Source organism: Labrenzia sp. CP4 (assembly GCF_001579905.1).
GTDB lineage: Bacteria > Pseudomonadota > Alphaproteobacteria > Rhizobiales > Stappiaceae > Roseibium > Roseibium algicola.
This window is the reverse complement of the sequence record NZ_CP011927.1, coordinates 3,470,351-3,490,639: the sequence shown is the minus strand read 5'-3', so window position 1 is coordinate 3,490,639 and position 20,289 is coordinate 3,470,351. Positions and strand designations below refer to the sequence as shown.

Below are 20,289 nucleotides of genomic sequence, written 5' to 3'. Positions count from 1 at the left end.
TTACAGGAAGGAACCAAGTTCGCGGCTCTTGTTCTCAACTTCGGCAGCAATGTCGGAAAGATCTTCCGTTTCCTGACGCTGGTCATCCACGTGCAAGCTGGCGAGCTGCTGCGTTTCATCCGAAATTCCGGAGGCATTTTCTTCGCCCAGAACCCGGTTTGCAACACGGCTGGACAGGTCGATCAACGTCGCGCCGTTTGCGAGAGACATCAATGGAATATCGATCCCGAGCTGACGTTCCGCACTCATGCGCAGTTCAAGAGCCATCAGGGAATCCATGCCGATGTCCGACAGCGGCTTGTGCGGATCGATCTCTTCAGGTGCAATCCGCAGGATCTTGCCGATTTCGGCGGCCAGAAGCTTGGCAACAGTCTGTGCGGCAGTGACCTGATCCATGCCTTCCAGCATGGCTGCAAGGTCGATCGCTCCGTCCGCGCCGGTTTCGTCCTCGTCACCAAGGCCAAGCAGACCGACCAGAGGTGTGCCGACCAGTGCCAGATCCTTGCGTGCCGCTTGCCAGTCGATACGCGCATATCCAAGCGCCGCAAGGCCAACGTCTTCCTGCGAAGGCTGCACCATAAGGGCCATGAGCCCGTCGAGCGCTTCCTTGGCAGTCAGGGCATGGCGTCCGAGCTTGCGGGACAGCATCTCGTTGACATCTTCGTTGCGGGCCAGATACCCGGCGTCGGAGATTGCACCCCAGGCGACAGCAAGGCCCGGCCGGCCTTCGGCCCTGCGTTTGCGTGCAAGACCTTCCAGGTAGCCGTTGGCGGCGACGTAGTTGGCCTGACCAGGGTTACCGACAAGGGTCGTGGCCGACGAATACAGCACGAAATGATCGAGCGGATCGTCGGATGTCAGTTTGTCCAGCAGTTCCGCGCCGCGGACCTTGGGCGCCAGCACTTTTGTCAGGCCGTCATGATCCATGTTGGCGATCAGCACGTCATTCAGCACCATCGCGGTGTGGAACACGCCCTTGATCTGATGTCCTTCAGCCCGGATCTCTGCAAGCGCCTTCTTGACTGCTGCTTCGCTGGTGATGTCGCAGGCATAACCCTTGATCGAAATGCCGCGCTTGGTCAGTTGCGCGAGAACCTCCTGGCCGTCTTCACTTGAAGCGCCCCGGCGGCTGAGAACCGCAAGCGACTTGGCACCGTGATCGGCAAGGCGGTGGAGCAATGCTGCACCGAAGCCGCCAAAGCCACCGGCAACGACGTAAACAGCCTCACCGTCAAACGAGATCTCGCGCTTGGTCGGCACGTTTTCGGGAACTGCGGGCGGGCGGATCACGATCTTGCCGATATGGCCCGCCTGCTGCATCAGTCGGAAGGCGTCGACCACATCTGCGGCTTCGAACAGGCGATGCGGCAAGGGACGTAGCGTGCCCGCTTCGAATAGCTCGACAAGCCTGACGAACAGGTCGACGGCCAGCTTTGGCTGACGGGTCAGAAGCTGGTCGGCATCGATGCCGAAGTAGGTCAGGTTCTGACGGAACGGACGCAGGCCGATCCGGGTGTTGCCGTAGTAGTCGCGTTTGCCCAGTTCCAGGAAGCGGCCGAACGGTTTCAGAACCTCAATGCTGCGTTCCATGGCTTCGCCGAACAGCGAGTTGAGAACCACATCGACGCCTTCGCCGGCAGTTTCTTCCATGACGGCGTCAACGAATGCCAGACTTCTGGAGTCCAGAACGACATCTGCCCCGAGCAGCTTCAGGGTGTTGCGCTTGTCTTCGGACCCTGCAGTCGCAATGATTTTCGCACCACGCCACTTGGCAATCTGCAAGGCGGCCAGGCCGACGCCACCAGCGCCTCCGTGGATCAGGACCGTTTCCCCTTCAGAGAGAGCCGCCAGATGCACAAGGGCATAATAGGCAGTGAGGAAGGTGACTGGGATTGTCGCAGCTTCTTCCGCTGAAACCGTGCTCGGCATCGGCGCACAGCCACTTTCGTCGACCGTGACATGAGATGCAAAGCAGGCCGGGGCGAAGGTGATGACCTTGTCACCCGGTCGGAAGCGGGTCACGTCCGGACCACAGCCCACAACATGACCACAGCACTCCATGCCGAGTGTCGGTCCGGCAAAGCCATCTTCGAGAGCTTCTTCCGGCAACAGGCCAAGTGCCCACATCACATCGCGGAAATTGAGACCGCTGGCTTCAACGGCGATTTCCACATCCTTGCCTTCAAGCGGCTTGCGCTCAACGGCGTGCCAGGAGAGCTGGTCCAGGGAGCCTTGGCGCAGGATATCCAGCCGCATGGCGGGTTTGGCGCCTTCCGGCAACGTGACGCTTGATAGGACGCCACCTTTTACAAGGCGGATACCGGAACGGGTTTTGCTGTCGAGAACGATTTCCCGTTCGCAATTGGCTACCAGGATCTCGTCGGCCACACGTGCAGCAGCTATCCCCGGCTCCAGATCTGGTGAGACGTCGATCAGCTTCAAGTTCGCGTCCGGGTATTCGTTCATGACCACACGGCCAAACGCCCAGATCCCGGCTTGCTCGGGAGCGGCTGGCTTGCCACCGGCTATATCCTGCGCGCCGGCTGGTGCCAGAACAGTGAACTCGCCGCCGTTTGGTCCCAATGCCTTGAGAAGTGTCATCAGGCTGAAGGCACGACTATCAACAGATGCGAGAGCGTCGGCCGGGGCGGCATATGCACCGAGCAGGTGAACGACCCGGCCGTTATGTGCGGCAACAAGCGCGTTGAGCGCTTCGTCGGCCACTTGGGCATCAACTTTGTCGCCAAGCGCAACACTCCAGATGTCGTCGCCGAGCTGTTCGGTAACTTCACCCGGAACAAGAAGGGTGGCTGTGTGCCCTTTTCGGGTCAGGCAAGCCTTCAGACCTTCGGCGAGACGGTGAGACGCGCCCTCGGAGCTGGTCAGGAGAAGATATTTTTTCTTCTCGGCTTCAGCTTCCGGTGCTTCTTCGTCGGTGTCCGATGCTTCCTCAGCGCGATCACCCGCACGCGCGCACAGGAGATCGGCTTCAATCAAAGTGCTCTTCAACGGTACGGTCTGGACCTCGGTCAAACCGGCAGCTTCCAGCGTCTTGGTCCAGTCTGCCTGTTGCCTGGAAATCGGGAACTCGGCAGTTGCGCCTTCGTCCCACCACGACGAGCCGACGCCCATGATTAGGTCGGTGAGCGGATGAGGCAGCGGTTCTGCGCCAAGCACCAGCCCGCCTGGAACGATGGATTTCGTAAAACGCTTCAGCGTGTCGGCATCGATTTCCGCAAGAGACGTATCGAACAGCACGATGTCGAAATGCCGGTCGAAGGTAAAGGATGCTTCGCCTGGTTCAACAAACTCGGTCGCCGAACTGCCCTGCCACAAACGCTCGCCCCTGCCAACTGCGGAGGACGTTGCATCTGTTACGGTCAGCGCCATGTAGGTGGGATCAAGCGCAGCATCGATCGCCGCAGCGAGGCCACCGTTTGCCCCAACCAGAAGGACCCTTAGTGCCTGGTCACTTGGCCAGCTGGAAATCAGGCTTTGCACACCAGACTGCAGGGCTGACGAGAGCGCGCGCTTGCCCGGAGAGGAGGAGCGGTAGGCGTCGAACAGGCTGGAAGAATATTCCTTACCGGAAGCTTCCTGAAGGCCTAACTTCAGGATATCGGACAAACCCGTCCAAAGTCGTGCCAGCAATGCTGCCTCGGCGATATGTTCTCCGCCGCCATCGGTCAGGGCTTGCAGAAGCGCCGCTGCATCTGGATTGCCAGACGGATCCGTGAGTTCAAAACCTTCGTCACTTTCCGTGCACAGCCCGCTCTCGGCCAGCCAGCCGAAAAGACTTGCCGCAAGCGGCAGTGCCGTTTCATGAAGATCGCCGGCCGCGACAAGCGACGCCAGTTCAATTTTCCGATCTGCGAAAAGATCGAAAAGGGTCTTGTGCGCAATCGTGCGACCCAGCGCTTCGATCAGAACACGGCTGTCGTCGAGTTCCTGGTCGTCGGCGCCCAGAAGGTCCAGATTGCCTGCCAATGAAGGCAATCCTTCGAAGGTTTCCTGAAGCGGAGAGATACGGTCCTGCGCAGGAAGAAGCGTCGCAATTTGGCGGTAGACCAGATCGTCAGGACGCGTGTCCTGTCCAAGAGTAACCGCCTTGAACCGGGTCTTGGTCAAGCGGGCGATCGTCAGGCCTTCGGCATCCAGGAACTCGAAGCTTGCTTCGATCGAGCGCGGAGACGCCTTTGTGACTTCGATACGCACGGAAGCCGGCAGGGTTTCCGGTGCCAGAAGACGCAATGTGCCAAGCCGGATCGGCAGGAAGGATGTGTTTTGCGGAACGTCCTCTACACCATCCAGGAGCGCAAACAGGCCATGGAAACCGGCATCCACCAAAGTCGGGCAGAGCGAGAACGAGTAATCCGCGAGGCTCTCGTCCTGCGGCAACAGCGTAACGGTCGCGCTGGTATTCGAGTGCTTGACCACTTTATCGGCACGGCGGAAAGCCGGACCGTAATTCAGGCCAAAGCTCTTGGTGACCGTGTAAAGCGTTTCGTGATCGAGTTCCGACAGAACGCTGTCGCCGGGTTTCACCCATGGGGTTCTGGAAGTCGTCGAAGGCGTCAGGAATGTTCCCCGGGCATTCAAGGACCAGTCGTTGTCGGACAGGCGCGGTCGCGACAGGATCTCGACCACATGATCGTCAGGCGAGATACGGACCTGGGTTTCCCAGACTTCATCGCCTTCGATTACCAACGGACGAAGAATGTCGAAGTCGCGCAATTCGATCTGGTCGCTCCGGCTCCACCGGAGCGCTGCGCGCAGGCTCATCTCGATATAGCCCGCGGCCGGATAGACTATGCTTTCCTCGACCTTGTGATCCTGCAGGAACGGCAGGGAACCGCTGTCGATGTGGTTGAACCACTCCGCAGTATCCTGACGCAGACGGTATCCCAGCAGCGGCCAGGTTTGGCCGAACATGAAATCGACGCGTTCGGGGCTGTTTTCCGGGCGATACTCGGAGTTCTGCCAGGGGTAGGACGGAAGCGGAACGAGATGACCTGGGCGTTCGCCGACAAACCGGATCAGGTCGGTCTGGCCACCATGTGCCACAACGGATGCGGCAATCCTGTCAACCGGATTGCCTGCTGCGGCAGCTGCTTTCTTGGAAGGTTCCTTGAGCGTTTCAAGAACCTTGGCCTTCTTGCCTTTGGCCCTCAGGACGTCGTTTACATAGGTGCCGAGAACAGGCTTGGGACCGATCTCGATCAGGACAGAGAAATCATCTGCTGCCATGTTTTCCATGGCGGCGGCAAACCGGACTGGCTGACGAACGTTGTGCCACCAGTATTCTGCATCAACGCGGACATCGCGTTCATCCGGCGTAACCGTCGAATAGAATGGAAGCGACACGTCTGTGGGCGAAAGACCGTCCAATGCAGCAAGCAGAGGCTTCTCGATCGGGTCAACCAGAGCGCTGTGGAACGGATACGCCAGGTTCAGGCGCCGCATGGCCCACTTTTTCTTGCGGGCAAACTTCGCAAAAGCATCCAGGCTTTCGCTGTCGCCGGAAATTGTAACGCTTCGCGGGCTGTTGTCAGCAGCAAGTTCAAGTCTCGGCAGTCCGCTTTCGGCGATGGCGGCAATTGCCTGATCTGCCGGCAGAAGCAAGGCAGCCATGGACCCGAGGTCCCTGACGACTTCCTGTTCGCTGGAACGGGCACGGATGACGCGGACTGCTTGTTCGAGGTTCAGGGCGCCTGCACACCAGGCTGCGGCAACTTCACCGACCGAATGACCTGCGGTCCCGGCAGCGGTAATGCCGCGCTGGCGCAGTGATTCCACAATGCCGACCTGAATAGCAAACAGAAGCGGCTGCGCGATTTCGGAGCGCTCAAGATCTGCTTCAAGGTCTTCAGCAAAAAGCGTGGTGACGAGTGACCATCCACTCAGACCCATGAAGATCTTGTCGACCTTGTCAAAGGCGGTCCGGAATGGCGTGTCGGCCTGGTAGGCTTCCTGACCCATACCGGCCCACTGAGACCCGTTTCCGGAAAAGACAAACCCGACCTTTGCGTTCGACTTGATGACGCTGCCAGACACGACATCTGCGTTTTCATCGCCGCTCTCTGCGAATGAACGCAGCGCGTCGAGTTTTTCCGCCTTGGTCTTGCCGAGAACAACAAGTCGCTCAGAAAGCAGATCGCGACCGTGGGCACTCGAGGCAATCACATTGCCGGCTGTTTCATCCGCCTCGTTGTCGAGACGTTCGGCGAACTTGCCGGCCAGTTGCTGCAGGGCTTCCTTGGACCGGGCACTGATGACCAGCGGCGCGTCAACCGGTGCTGTCGAAGCTTCGGCGGTTTCAGGATCGGGATCGCCTATGACGGCGTGAGCGTTCGTGCCACCGAAACCGAAGGAATTGACCCCAGCAAGTCTGCGGGTGCCATTGCGCTCCAGGGAAATGGCTTCACCGGCAACCTTGAGGTTCAGCTCGTCAAACGGAATATCCGGGTTCGGATTTCTGAAGTGCAGCGACTGCGGCAGGAGGTCTTCTCGCAGCGCCATTACGGATTTCAGAAGTCCGACCAGACCGGAAACAGGCTCAAGGTGACCGACGTTGGTCTTGACGGACCCGATGGGCAGCGCCTTGTCGCGTTTCTGGCCAATAACCTTGCCAAGCGCATCCGCTTCTGCAGGGTCACCAACGCGCGTACCGGTGCCGTGTGCCTCGACGAAGGCAAGATCCGTCGGGTTGATTTCCAGGCCTTCGTAAATTTCACGTAAGAGGTCTGCTTGCGCATACGGGGACGGAAGCGACAGGCCGACAGTGCGACCGTCGGCGTTGATGCCGGTTGCAAGCAGTTTGCCGTGGCTCTTTGCACCTTCCGGAATGCCAGCACGCGCAGCACGCAGAACGACCACTGCGCCGCCTTCGGAGCGCACGTACCCATCGCCATTGGCGTCGAATGCCTGGCAGAGGCCTGTCGGCGACAGCATTGTGGCGCGGGAGAAGCCGACAAAGGCAAACGGGCTGAGCAGAAGGCTGACGCCGCAGACGATCGCGGTATCGATCTGGCCGGATTCGATCGCGGAAACCGCTTCGTGCAATGCGACGATGGAAGAGGAGCAGGCGGTGTCGACCGTGAAGCTCGGGCCTCTGAGGTCGTAAATGTAGGAAATGCGGTTGGAGACGATCGACAGCGTGTTGCCGGTCATGAACTGCATGTCGGCCATGGCCGGATCGACCAGGAAGCGATGGTGGTAATCGAGAGACGACGCACCTACATAAACGCCGGTGTTCGAGCCGGCCAGGTCACTGGGGCGGATATTGGCGTGTTCCAGAGCTTCCCAGACCAGTTGCAGCAGCAGCCGCTGCTGCGGATCCATCTGCACGGCTTCCCGCGGAGAGACACCAAAAAAAGAGGGGTCAAAACCCCACACATCATCCAGCTGCCCGGCAGCCCAGGTGTAGGTCTTTCCAGACGTGCTTTGGACCGGGTGTCCGAAGCGGGCCAGGGGCCAGCGGTCTTTGGAGACAGACGTAACTGCGCATTCGCCGTTTTTCAGCAATGACCAGAATTCGGCAGAATCGTTGGCGCCGGGAAGGCGGGTAGAATAACCAAGAATATCGATATTTGATGTAAGCGACGCCACAGAACAACCTGTTTTTATTAGTTGGGTACAGTCAAGCTATTGATTTTCATAAGAAAACTTACAGTTTATAAACAGTCATTTCCGCATGCTCCCTCGAGATAAATCGCAGACCGGCGCGACCCAGTCCCAGTGCTGCCATGCGTAAGCTTATCCCATGCCAAACAGCGTTTCCAGCTACCTTGCAAACGCAGGGTTTGGCAACCTTTATCCCATGGAGAAATGCTGGAAAAGGCTAGATACATAAAAAATCGTATTTCTTCTGAGTGTTGTTAAGAAGCGTCGATGCGTTGCAAGAACAGATTTTGAAAATCTCTTGAAAAACAAACGCCCCGCACGAGGGCGGGGCGTTTTTTTGGTATTCGGCTGCGGATCAGACGTTGCTGTCCGGGAAAGACGCCTTGCGTTCGGTCATGAAAGCCAGCAGCGCCTCGTCGATGCCCGGGTCAAGTTCGGGGCCCGTGTAACCCGCCAATTGTTCCTTCCAGCGGGCATTGGCACGTTGTGCGGCATCCAGTTGCCCGTCTGCGAGCCATTGCTCGTAGGAGTTATTGTCGGCGATCGAGGACCTGAAGAACGCGCTCTCGAAATTGCGCTGCGTGTGCGCAGCGCCGAGGAAATGGCCACCGGGGCCGACTTCCTGAAGCGCGTCCATCGCCAGAGTTTCATCAGAGATTTCGATGCCCTTGGCAAGTACATGCATCATGCCGAGCTGGTCGGCATCCATGACGAACTTTTCGTAGGAAGAGCACAATCCGCCTTCCAGCCAGCCGGCTGCGTGAAGGCAGAAATTCACACCTGATTGCAAGGTGGCCAGAATGGTCTGCGCGGATTCCTGCGCAGATTGCGCATCCGGGCTCTTGGATGCGGTGAACGAGCCACCTGAACGGAACGGCAGGTTGAGCCTGCGGGCGAGTTTTGCTGCCCCGTTGAGAAGCAGGGAGCCTTCCGGGCTGCCGAAAGTCGGGGCACCGGATTGCATGGAGATCGAACTGACGAAGGCACCGAAAACGACCGGAGCACCGGGACGAATCAACTGGGTCAGGGCACAGCCGGCCAGAGCCTCTGCCAGCACTTGCGACAACGTACCGGCAACGGTTACCGGGCTCATGGCGCCTGCCAGGATAAACGGCGAAACGATACAAGCCTGATTGTGCTTGGCATAAACCTTGAGAGCACCAAGCATGGTGGCGTCGAAAACCAGAGGCGAATTGGCGTTGATCAGCTGGATCATGACGCAGTTCTGATCGACGAAGTCCTCACCGAAGGTGATCTGCGCCATCTTCACGGAATCTTCGGCGCGTTCCGGTGCGGTGACCGACCCCATGAACGGCTTGTCGGAATATTTGATATGGGAATAGACCATATCGAAGTGCCGCTTGTTGACCGGAAGGTCGACAGGCTCACAGACGGTGCCGCCGGAATGATGCATCCACGGCGACATGTAGGCGAGCTTCACGAAGTTGCGGAAGTCCTCGATCGTGCCGTACCGCCGGCCCTTGTCGAGATCGGTGACGAAAGGGGGGCCGTAGACCGGAGCAAAGACAAGATTGTTGCCGCCGATTTCAACGCTGCGCGCAGGGTTGCGGGCATGCTGGGTAAATTGGGAAGGGGCCGTCTTTACCAGCTCCTGAAGCATGCCCTTTGGAAAGCGGACACGTTCGCCGTCGACTTCCGCACCGGCTTCTTTCCAGATACCGATAACTTCGGGGTCGTCACGGAATTCAAGCCCGATTTCAGCGAGAATGCGGTCGGTATTGGCTTCGATCCGTTCCGCGCCTTCATCGCTCAAAATGTCGAAGTTCGGAATGTTGCGCGAAATGTAGGGAATGGCCAGGCCGGCAGGTCCGGCTTGCCGGCGCTCGCGGCGGGCGCTTCTTCCTCGACGGCCAGATGGGGCGGCGTCTGACATCTTATGCTCCCAAGATGATTTTGGTTGCGCGTAGTCTTTATCAGGAGCCCTGACAACCCGGCTCCATAACCGTCGCACAATACCGTAAAAGCGTCATGGCGCTTTGTTGCTTCATTTTCGCCGGAAAGTCCATTGACTTCGCACAGTGAAAAGTGGTTTCGGAATTGGCGACCAAGCGAAGGTCGAGGTCACCTTGCCGTACAGAAATACCGCCTTTACGCCTAACCGCGCAGGCCAGGGCTTCGCAGAAGATAAATTGCGCACATGGATTTCCCAGCGCGGTCTGCTATTGCAGAAACAGGCCTGAAAACGGGCGAAGACGACACCAACAAGACGAAAGACTGCTGAATGTCCAAGCTGGAAGAGCTCCTTGCCCAGAAGGGGGCGTTGCTTGCCGATGGTGCAACCGGAACCAACCTGTTCGAAATGGGTCTCGTTTCCGGTGACGCTCCGGAATTATGGAACACGGATGAACCGGAAAAGATCACTGCGCTTCACAAGTCGTTTGTCGATGCGGGATCCGATATCATTCTGACCAATACCTTCGGCTGCAATCGTCATCGGTTGAAGTTGCACAAGGCGGAGGGGCGCGTCAGGGAACTCAACATTGCCGCCGTCAAGCTGGCGCGTGATGTGGCCGAAGCTTCCGGACGGACGGTTCTGATCGGAGGGTCCGTCGGACCGACCGGCGAACTTTTCCAACCCCTTGGCGCACTCAGCTATGAAGAGGGGGTTGCAGCCTTCAAGGAGCAGATGGAAGGCCTTGTTGAAGGTGGTGCCGACATTTTGTGGGTCGAAACCATGTCAGCCGTCGAAGAAATGAAGGCTGCTGCTGAAGCAGCGCAGAATTTCGACTTGCCATTGGTCATTACTGCCAGTTTCGATACAGCCGGCAAGACGATGATGGGTCTTTCCCCCAAAGGGCTTGGCGACCTTCAGAGCCAATTTGCCTGCACGCCCGTCGCGATCGGGTCCAATTGCGGTGTCGGTGCGTCGGATCTGCTGGCAGCGATCATGGACATCACCGAAGCCTATCCTGATGCGATAATCGTGGCGAAAGCCAACTGCGGCATCCCTCAGATCAAGGGCGATGAAGTGGTCTACACCGGAACGCCGGAGCTGATGGCAAAATACGCACACATGGCCCTTGATGCAGGTGCGCGGATTGTCGGTGGCTGCTGCGGCACGTCGCCGATCCATCTGGCTGCAATGCGCGCAGCCTTGGATGCCCATCAGGCGGGTGCCCGGCCGATGCTGAACGAGGTGATTGCCGAAATCGGTCCGCTTGTTTCGCCTCCGAACAAGGAAGCTGATGCCGCCCGCGCAGAAAACGACGGTTCGGGCTCCGGCCGACGCAGAGGGCGCAGGCGCAGCTAGATCTTGCGCTCAAGCCACAAGTCAGGGTTTTAAAAAGGCGCCAATAGGCGCCTTTTTTCGTCGAAAGTCCTGCAACAGTGTTGCAGCTGTCACGTAAGCCCTCTAACGCATCCCGATCGTTTTGCGGAAGGTCGGCAAGTCGCGATGCTGCATGAGCAGGAACTGCGCGCCGTCCGATCCGCAAGCTAACGGAACCGCTTCGAGCCTGAAGCCAGAAACGGACACATGTTTTGCGCCCTGTTGGATTTGCACTGATTGCTTTGGCTGCCCTGATCCCTCTTTTCTGGTTCGCCCCGTTGGCTGCATCGCGAGATCCGGTGGCGCTTTTCAGCCAGTATCTTGGAACCGCTGCATTAATCGTGATGGGGATCAACCAATTCCTGGCGACGCGCATACCGGGGCTGGAATTGGTGTTCGGGCCGCTCGACCGGATCTACGTTTTGCACAAATGGCTCGGCATCATCGCGATGGTGGGCCTGGGACTGCACGACATCATCGATGCGGATATGGACGGTTTGCGTGGTGGGCCGCTGGCCGACGCTGCTGAAGACATCGGTGAGGTTAGCCTTTACGGTCTTCTGATCCTGGTGCTGGCATCCGTCATCACCTTCATTCCCTACCACTTGTGGAAGTGGAGCCACCGGCTGATCGGCGTCTTCTTTTTCATGGGAGCATTCCACTACTTCTTCATTGAAAAGCCGTTTGCGAACGCAGACCCGCTCGGGCTTTACGTTTCTGCGTTCTGTGTGCTCGGCCTTGTTTCCTATGTCTGGATGTCTGTTCTGCGGCCGTTGGCACCACGTGGCCACGCCTACAAGGTTGCCTCCGTTCGTCACATCAATGGCCTGACGGAAGTGCTCCTGGAGCCCAGGGGGCGAGGGCTGAAACATGTGGCCGGACAGTTCGCGTTCCTTTCGGTCAAGGGAGGAGGCTTGACGGAGGAACATCCGTTTACACTCAGTGCCGCGCCACGCGATGACAGGTCGCTGCGTTTCACGATAAAGGATCTCGGCGACTACACCAGCCGCCTGTACCGCGAGCTGAAGGTAGGTATGGAGGCTACGGTTTCCGGTCCTTATGGCAATTTCTCGATGCCGTCTGGACGGGATCCTCAGGTCTGGATTGCCGCCGGTGTCGGAATAACTCCCTTCCTTGCGTTTGCGCAGAGCCTGAAACACCGGGAGAGTGGGCCGATAAAGCTCTACTATTGTGTGCGCGAGCGTGGCGACATTCCATATGTGGCTGACCTTCAGCATTTGGCTGAAGAAACCGGCAAGCTTGAGCTGATGATCGTCAATTCGCTTGAAGGCGTCAGGCTGACGCCCGAACGGATTGTCGAAGACCTGAAGGGCGATCTACGCAATGCCCATGTCTTCTTTTGCGGGCCTGCTACCCTTCGCAAGACACTGAAGAGCAGTCTCGTGCTGAAAGGCTTGCGAGCCAGCCGGTTTCACTTCGAGGAGTTTCAGATGCGAACCGGTATTGGTCTGGGCAGACTGGCGGTCTGGCTTTGGGATCGGGGAATTTACGCCATCGAAAAACGCCGCGCCGAAAAGACACAGCCAGCAGAATAGGGCCTCCGACCTGCGAAAGCCCGCTTCGTGCGGGAAGGGCTTATTGCAGCCAGGGAGCTGACGCACTCCAGAAGATGATGTCAACGCCAAGATAGTCGGTGGCAAACTTGATAAATTCGGAACGGGTAAAGGTCTTGCCCGTTTCCGGATTGATGTACTCCAAAGTGGGCTCCTGGATCGCCATCGCAATGATCGGCAGTTTGTCCTGGAACTGGTGAAAGAAGGGGTAGGAATTCTTCATCTGTGCCTTTCGGTGCGGAACGATATCGGGACCGCCCAGACCGATTCCGAGTTCAGCTGCCTTATCGAAGCTGCGCTGCATGTAGCCTTCACTGTTTTCCCACTCGCATGGCCAGAAGTTGACGTATTGAACGACTTGGGACGCCTGGAACGCATTGCGCGCATGGACCATGTTTTCCAATGTCGCGTCGAAATAGGCGTCGCAACTGAAGCCCGTCTCGTCCTTGCGTCTGTCAACGTCGATCGAGCTTTCCGGCAGGTTGAGGCCTTCGATGCGGCCATCGAACTGGTCCGCAAGGGCGGTCAATAGAGCCTGGTAACGGGAGCGAACCGCTTCATTCCATTGCACGGCTACCCAGCCTTCTGGTGTCGGGGTTTCGGCTTCACTGTCGTCCACCTGCCGGGCAAGGCCGCCTGCATAGAGCGGATCTTTCAGCAAATAGTCCGGCACAAAGCGAGCACCTTCCCAAAAGAAGCGGTCCTGAAGTTGGAGAAAAAACGCCTTGTCGTATTTTTGGGCTACGGCGAGGTCCCGCTCGATTGCGGAAAAGTCATAACGACCTTTTTCCGGTTCAAGCATTCGCCAGTTGTAGAGGATCTGAACGCCAGAAATCGCTGGATTGTGCAATAGCTCACGTGTCTCGGAAAACGCACCTGCACTGGTGTAGAGGTAATGTTTCACGTCGGCCACGGCGATACCGGGGAACGTCATTATCGAGGCAGCCACAACAAGCGGCGGCAAGGGGCGAAGGCTGCGAGCGGAAAATACTTTGCACAAGGCTGCAATCAGTCTGATCAATTGAAGACCCTCACTATTCAAAAACGAAAACCTGACAGAGGACTGAAGTGAGGCCCTTGTGTGTCTGGATCCGCTTTTGCCCAAGAAACGAATTGACGTGTACGTAAGATGAAATCAGTTTATGGATTGAAAAAGAAAGTGGTAGGGGAGGCTACATGACACCGGTTATGACTGAGACCGAAATCATGGAAATGCTGGACAAGGAATTTCCGCAAATCCATGCAGGTGGTCGTGTTTATGCGATCGACAGCGTCTCACCCGGGAAAGCGGTCCTGCGCCTTTCCGCCAACGAGCTGCACCTGCGCCCGGGGGGCACAGTCTCCGGTCCTTCCATGATGGCGCTTGCCGACCTGGCCGCTTACGTCGTGATCCTGGCTCATATTGGCCCGGTTGCGCTTGCCGTGACCACAAATCTCAACATCAACTTTCTGCGGAAACCTGAGGCGGGAGATCTTCTCGCCACGTGCCGCCTGTTGAAACTCGGCAAGCGTCTTGCCGTTGTCGATTGCGAAATTGCAGGTGAGGGACAGGAAGAACTCGTGGCTCATGCCACGGCGACCTATTCCGTTCCTCCCCGCTGAAAGTATCCGGACTTGCGGCGTCGATGTCAGGCTGATTGCCTGCCGCGCCTTACGGCATTACGAGTTTCTCCTTCTGGACTGCAGAAATGGAGGTCCGGTTCATTGTGCCGGCCAACTGTTCGAATCTTGTCAGATCGGGAAGCTTTTGGCCATTTTTCCTGATCTGGTTGGGGCGATAGACATTGGCCGATACGGGGAATGCAAGCATCACCGTTGTCCGGATGATCAGCATCTGGCCAGGTTTGGCACCGATTTATGGGTTCTAATTTGCGGTATTATAATACCGTTTTTTTAAGTTATTGAAAAATATGAAGAAATAAGAGAGTTGTCGAAAATATCGTGCTTGACGCTTATTCTGGGTGAGCGTATAAGCGCCTCCGAACGAAATTTCGGTCCGTTCGCTGGCTTGATACAGGCCGCGCGGGCCTTTTCTTTAACCGACCAGTACGGATCAATCTCATGAAGACCTTCTCTGCCAAGCCGGCTGAGGTCGAGAAAAAGTGGATCTTGATCGACGCAGAAGGAATGGTTGTCGGCCGTCTCGCCGCATTCATCGCCAATCACCTGCGTGGCAAGCATCTGCCGACCTTCACGCCTCACATTGACACCGGTGACAACGTCATCGTCATCAATGCCGACAAGGTTGTGTTCACCGGCCGCAAGTACGACAACAAGAAGTACTACTGGCACACCGGCCACCCGGGCGGCATCAAGGAGCGCACAGCACGTGCAATTCTCGAAGGTCGTTTCCCGGAGCGCGTCCTGGAAAAAGCCGTTCAGCGCATGATGCCGGGCGGTCCTCTGTCCAACAAGCAGCTGAAGAACCTCAAGGTCTACGCTGGTCCGACCCACCCGCATGAAGCTCAGTCGCCGGAACTCGTCGACGTCAAGGGCCTCAACGCAAAGAATGATGGCAAGAGGGCTTAACGATGGCTGAGCTGCAATCCCTGGAAGAACTGGGCGGTGCGGTCGAAACCGCTGCCCCCGAAGCTCCGGTCCATGTCCAGAAGCTGGACGCCAATGGCCGTGCATATGCAACCGGCAAGCGTAAAGATGCTATTGCCCGCGTCTGGATCAAGCCGGGCACCGGCAAGATCGTGATCAACAAGAAGGACTACACCGAGTATTTCGCTCGCCCGGTTCTTCAGATGATCCTTCAGCAGCCGATCATGCTGACCGACCGTGCAGGCCAGTACGACGTTATCGCAACGGTTACCGGTGGTGGTCTTTCCGGTCAGGCTGGCGCTGTGCGTCACGGCCTGTCCAAGGCTCTGACCCACTATGAGCCGGAACTGCGTGCGGTTCTGAAGAAGAACGGCTTCCTGACCCGCGACAGCCGCGTTGTTGAACGTAAGAAGTTCGGTAAGCGCAAGGCACGCCGGTCGTTCCAGTTCTCCAAGCGTTAATCGCTGGATCTGGAAGTTACCAGTTCGAAAAACCCGCCGGAGCGATCCGGCGGGTTTTTTGTTGGCATCAATGCCTGCTAGGGCTTTGGCACGTTCGCAGCCACGCATGACGAGGACAATCCGCTGAGTTCGAATGTGAAAGATCAGGCATCTGCAACCCAGGCAAAATTTCTGTCTGGAAGTCTGTTTCGCCATGTGACCGTGATGTCCCTGACCGCGTCTATCGGTCTGATGGCGATCTTTGCTGTCGATTTTGTCGACATGATCTTCATTTCCATGCTGGGCAAGGCGGAACTGGCGGCGGCAGTCGGATATGCCGGTGCGATCCTTTTCTTCACCACCTCGTTCAACATTGGTGTTGCCATTGCCGCCGGTGCGCTGGTGGCCAGGGCACTGGGGGCAGGGGACAAAGAGGAGGCACGGCAACAGGCTTCCAACGCTCTTACGGCGGGGTTCCTTTTCAGCGCGGTCTTTGCACTGGCCGTCTGGGTTTCGCTGGGGCCGCTTGTCACGTTGATCGGCGCAACCGGTCGAACCCATGATCTCGCGGTTCATTACCTGGCAATCATCGTTCCGACGTTGCCTCTCCTGTTGCTCGGCATGGCAGGCGGAGCCGTTCTAAGAGCGCATGGCGATGCCCGGTGGGCGATGATGTCGACCATTGTCGGCGGGCTGGTGAATGCAGTGCTTGATCCGATCTTGATCTTCGGCTTCGACCTGGAACTGACAGGGGCAGCAATAGCCAGCGCAGCGTCCCGCGTCGCCATTGACGTATTCGCGCTGTTACCGATCTTCCGCTACCACGGTGGCCTGAGTTTGCCGCGCCCGAAGGCCCTTTTCAGGGACATGTCGCCAATTGCCGCGATTGCCTGTCCAGCAATTCTCACCCAACTCGCAACACCGGTGGGGCAGGCCTGGGTAACCCGGTCAATGGCCGAATTCGGTGAAGAGGCCGTGGCCGGCATGGCGGTTGTCGCGAGAATGTCGCCTCTGGCCTTTGCAACCATCTTTGCGTTGTCTGGAGCCGTGGGACCCATCGTGGGGCAGAACTATGGGGCGGGACGGTTCGACCGGGTGCGTGACACGTTGCGCGAAGCGCTTCTGTTTACGGCACTTGTGGTCGGCCTGGCCGCGCTGGTTCTATTCATGCTCCGTGAACCGATCGCGCATCTGTTCGAAGCCGAAGGCGTTGCCCTGACCCTGATTTTCCTTTTCTGCGGTCCCTTGGCGCTGGCCTTCTTTTTCAACGGCGCCATCTTTGTTGCGAACGCCTGCTTCAACAATCTGGGTCGGCCGTTCTATTCAACCATGCTCAACTGGGGACGGCACACGGTCGGTACGATTCCCTTCGTCTGGATCGGCGGAGCGCTGTATGGGGCGCCAGGTGTCCTGATCGGTCAGGCAGCCGGAGGCGTCTTGTTCGGTGTCGCTGCCATCCTCATCGTGCGTGGTGTCATTCGCTCCGTCGAGGAGCATCATGAGAAGCCGCGAGAACCGGGGCTCTTTCAGCGTCAGGCGCGTCAGGTCATCCTGTTCTTCTCAAGAAGGTAGCCGGTCAATCACATTCGACCCGGTTTGACCGGAGGCAACTTGTGTGTGACACGCTCACTTCGGCTTCTTCGACCACTGATACGGATCAGCTGCTGGAACTTCGGGCATTCCATGTGTGACGGTGCAGGACAGTCGGCGACGTGACGGATCATGTCGCGAAGTGCTTCCAGCGTGTGGATTTGCCTGTCGAGTTCATCTGCTCTCATGTGAAGGCCGGGCCGTGAGAGGGCGGGGCGGCCGTCGGAGCCGAACATTGACTTGATCTCTTCCAGCGAAAAGCCGCCGGTCTTGCCAAGCGTGATCAGGGCAAGCTGGTCCAGCACCTCCGGTCCGAACAGACGCTTCAGCCCCCGGCGACCCACGGACGTGATCAAACCCTTTTCCTCGTAGTGGCGAATGGCCGATGCAGCGATGCCCGTTTGCTTCGATACTTCGGAAATATCCATTAATTTCATCTATTGACCTCAAGTCGACTTGAATTTGTAGGCTGTGCTCCTGGCTTTCAAAAGGCAAGGAAAATCCATTATGTCTTCTCAACCTCGATCAACAGGTCGACCGCTCTGGCTGGAAACAGCAGCAATCGCGCTGCTGATGACGGCAACTTTGAAAATCATGGCAAATGCGACCATCAGCCCGGCGCTTCCGGCGCTCGAGGCAAGCTTTCCGAATGAACCCGCGGCGGCCTATCTGACCCGCTTTCTGGTCGCGGCGCCGTCGCTGTCCGTTGTTCTGATCGCACCGTTCGCCGGGCTGGCGGCAGACAGGTTCGGAAGAGGTCCGCTGCTGCTGGCTGGCGTTCTTCTTTTTGCCTTTGCCGGCAGCGCTGGAGCCTACCTGCCGGACCTGCAGTCGATCCTGGTGAGCCGTCTTTTGCTGGGTGTTGCGGTCGCCATGACGATGACTGCGCAGGTTGCGCTGGTTGGGGACCTGTTTTCCGGTCAGCGCCGAAGTGCCTTCATGGGATGGCAGACGGCGGCGATCAATTTCAGTGGCTTCCTGTTCATCGGCTTTGCCGGTTGGCTTGCAGGCCTGTCTCCACGTTTGCCGTTCCTGGTCTATATGTTACCTGTTCTGCTGGTGCCGCTGTTGCTGCCGATCCTGCAACAGGAAAGAAACACTCGCCGCGAGAGTGCGGCCAGCACAGCCGCAAATGCAGACCTTGCCCCGCAAAAAGGATGGCTTGTGCCCGCACTGGCTGTTGGCCTGCTGACCATGGTCACCGTCATGTTCTTTTTCCTGATGCCCAGCCAGTTGCCATATTATCTGGATGAAAACGGCATCGATAGCGCTTCTGGAACGGCAATGGGGCTAGGTGCATTGACACTGACCGGAGGCTTGGTTGCGATTGCCTACAAAAGGATCAGCTCCCTTGTCGGCCTGTCTGCGTCTTTCGGCATCGGCTTTGTGTTGATGGGGCTGGGATTCGCCATTCTTTCGATAGACGCTCTCTGGCCGCTCATCCTCGGCGGTGCTGCGCTGGTCGGGGCGGGTTATTCTCTCGTGCAGCCGTCGTTTCTGCTGCTTGCGTTGCAAGTCGCACCGGAAGAACGGCGTGGCAGCGTTTCGGGCATCGTGACGACAGCAATGTTTCTGGGCCAGGTCGTTTCGCCGCTGGTCCTGACCATGCCAATTCAGGACTTCGGTTTTGCCACTGTCTACCGGGGAACGGCGCTGGCGTTGGTCCTGTTTGCCGCTGCGGGGTTCAGCTTGTTGCTGTTTCGCCCGTTCAGGCCAAGGCACGCTGGCTGAAGCGGCCAAAAACCGGGGCATTTAGGTGTGCCCCGGCCAAGGTGTCAGGACTTCAAGGCTTTACCCGCTGCATAGGTTTCAACGACAGCACGATCATCGCCAAGGGTTTGCAGCACGAAAAGTTCTTCCGACAGACTTTCTGCAGTCTCCATCCGCAAGGCCATCGGTTGGGTCGCACGCGCATTCAGGACCACAAGGTCTGCATCTGTGCCCGGCTCGAGGGTGCCGATCCTGTCTTGCAGTGAAAGCGCTTCGGCGTTGCCAAGCGTTATCCAGTGGAAACAGGCGAGCGGGTGGAGGCGCTGGCGCTGGAGCTGCAGAACCTTGTAGCCTTCGTCGAGCGTGCGCAGCATGGAATAGTTTGTGCCACCGCCAACGTCGGTGGCGATGGCCGTGCGAACGCCAGCCTGCTCCAGCCCGGCCTTGTTGAAGAGACCGCTGCCGAGGAACAGGTTTGACGTCGGACAGAAAACGGCAACGGAGCCGGTTTCCCGCATGACACCCAGTTCCCGGTCGTTCATATGGATGCAGTGACCGAGCAAGGTCTTGCGGCCGAGCAGGCCAAACCCTTCGTAAACGCCAAGATAGTCTGCCGCTTCCGGGTAGAGTTCCAGCGTGTAGGCGATTTCGTTGTGGTTTTCGTTGATGTGGGTCTGCAAATGGCAGTCAGGATATTCCCTCAACAATGTTCCGGCAGCTTCAAGCTGCCCGGGTGTCGACGTGATTGCAAAGCGCGGGGTGACGACATAATGCGCCCGTCCGCGTCCATTCCATTTTTTCAGCAAAGCCTTGCTGTCGTCATAGGCGCTTTGAGCGGTGTCGCACAGGTCGGCAGGCGCGTTCCTGTCCATCATTGTCTTTCCACCCAGCATCAACATGCCGCGCCGTTCCGCCTCCTCTAAATAGGCGTCGACCGAGGTGGGGTGGCTGGAACAATAGGCGGAGGCCGTCGTGGTGCCGTGGGCAACAAGCGCGTCAAAAAAGGCCTTGGCGATCCGTTCCCCATGAGCCTTGTCCGCAAACTTCATTTCCGCCGGGAACGTGTAGTCGTTCAGCCAGTCCAGCAGTTGGTCCGCCCAGGACGCAATCACCTGTGCTTGGGGGAAATGGATATGGGTATCGATGAAGCCGGGCAGGATCAGATGTGGCCGATGATCGATGATGGCCGTTCCTTCATCGGCGGTGGCAGCAACGTCCGCAAACTCGCCGCAAGCAGCAATCTTGCCGCCCCGAAGCAGAAGGGCACCGTCTTCGATATAGCTGTAAGCGTCCGTGTCATCCGGCCCTTTGGGGGCGGTGGAGAAAGAAAGCAGCCTGCCGCGCAGGATCTTCGGGGTCATGTCTGCCAAGGCAGGAATTCCTCATGGAGATGGGCCGGCAATTGCCAGTTTGTTCCTCGTTTTAGTCCCGGAGGCGCAAGGCGACAACGGTCCCGTGTCGGTATCCCGTGGATCGCCGCGCAATCCGAAGAAAGACGGGAAATAATCCCGAGGAC

At 58.0% G+C, this 20,289-nt stretch carries 12 protein-coding genes; 7 read left to right on the top strand and 5 right to left on the bottom strand.

Features of this window, described 5'->3' with window-relative positions; genetic code table 11:
* Together ACP90_RS16135 and ACP90_RS16130 are read right to left on the bottom strand one after the other, a co-directional pair.
* A complete protein-coding gene (locus ACP90_RS16135) occupies positions 1–7,608 on the bottom strand; it encodes a type I polyketide synthase (RefSeq protein ID WP_208993336.1) in 7,608 nt (2,535 codons plus the stop codon).
* A 370-nt stretch (positions 7,609–7,978) separates the two neighbouring features.
* Positions 7,979–9,517 (bottom strand): trimethylamine methyltransferase family protein, encoded by a 1,539-nt coding sequence (locus tag ACP90_RS16130; RefSeq protein ID WP_062488923.1) that lies wholly within the window; start codon positions 9,515–9,517, stop codon positions 7,979–7,981.
* A 348-nt stretch (positions 9,518–9,865) separates the two neighbouring features.
* Here ACP90_RS16130 and bmt point away from each other — a divergent pair, with 348 nt between their 5' ends.
* Both bmt and ACP90_RS16120 read left to right on the top strand, forming a co-directional pair.
* Positions 9,866–10,894 carry a betaine--homocysteine S-methyltransferase gene (gene bmt / locus ACP90_RS16125; protein WP_062488922.1) on the top strand — a complete coding sequence of 343 codons (1,029 nt, stop codon included), beginning with the start codon at positions 9,866–9,868 and terminating at the stop codon, positions 10,892–10,894.
* Positions 10,895–11,211: 317 nt separating this feature from the next.
* Positions 11,212–12,468, top strand: coding sequence for a ferredoxin reductase family protein (locus ACP90_RS16120; RefSeq protein WP_145915784.1), 1,257 nt, complete (start codon positions 11,212–11,214; stop codon positions 12,466–12,468).
* A 40-nt stretch (positions 12,469–12,508) separates the two neighbouring features.
* On the opposite strand, the gene ACP90_RS16115 is transcribed toward ACP90_RS16120, so the two are convergent.
* A complete protein-coding gene (locus ACP90_RS16115) occupies positions 12,509–13,420 on the bottom strand; it encodes a hypothetical protein (protein WP_062491693.1) in 912 nt (303 codons plus the stop codon).
* 242 nt (positions 13,421–13,662) lie between these two features.
* Between ACP90_RS16115 and ACP90_RS16110 the strand changes: the two genes are divergently transcribed.
* From ACP90_RS16110 to ACP90_RS16090, 4 genes are all read left to right on the top strand, one after another.
* Complete coding sequence (locus tag ACP90_RS16110; RefSeq protein WP_022999428.1) at positions 13,663–14,088, top strand: PaaI family thioesterase; 426 nt, start codon at positions 13,663–13,665, stop codon at positions 14,086–14,088.
* Between the two features lie 459 nt (positions 14,089–14,547).
* Complete coding sequence (rplM, locus tag ACP90_RS16100) at positions 14,548–15,015, top strand: 50S ribosomal protein L13 (protein WP_006935155.1); 468 nt, start codon at positions 14,548–14,550, stop codon at positions 15,013–15,015.
* Between the two features lie 2 nt (positions 15,016–15,017).
* Positions 15,018–15,494, top strand: a complete 477-nt coding sequence (gene rpsI, locus ACP90_RS16095; protein ID WP_022999426.1) for a 30S ribosomal protein S9 — start codon at positions 15,018–15,020, stop codon at positions 15,492–15,494.
* 135 nt (positions 15,495–15,629) lie between these two features.
* Positions 15,630–17,045 (top strand): MATE family efflux transporter, encoded by a 1,416-nt coding sequence (locus tag ACP90_RS16090; protein ID WP_208993335.1) that lies wholly within the window; start codon positions 15,630–15,632, stop codon positions 17,043–17,045.
* Between the two features lie 8 nt (positions 17,046–17,053).
* Here ACP90_RS16090 and ACP90_RS16085 read toward each other — a convergent pair whose 3' ends face one another.
* On the bottom strand, positions 17,054–17,500 hold the full coding sequence (locus ACP90_RS16085; protein WP_051990147.1) for a helix-turn-helix domain-containing protein: 447 nt from the start codon (positions 17,498–17,500) through the stop codon (positions 17,054–17,056).
* A 70-nt stretch (positions 17,501–17,570) separates the two neighbouring features.
* Between ACP90_RS16085 and ACP90_RS16080 the strand changes: the two genes are divergently transcribed.
* A complete protein-coding gene (locus ACP90_RS16080) occupies positions 17,571–18,794 on the top strand; it encodes an MFS transporter (protein ID WP_062488918.1) in 1,224 nt (407 codons plus the stop codon).
* Positions 18,795–18,838: 44 nt separating this feature from the next.
* Here the strand turns inward: ACP90_RS16080 and guaD are convergent, their stop codons facing one another.
* A complete protein-coding gene (gene guaD / locus ACP90_RS16075) occupies positions 18,839–20,134 on the bottom strand; it encodes a guanine deaminase (protein ID WP_062488917.1) in 1,296 nt (431 codons plus the stop codon).
* Positions 20,135–20,289: the final 155 nt, after the last annotated feature.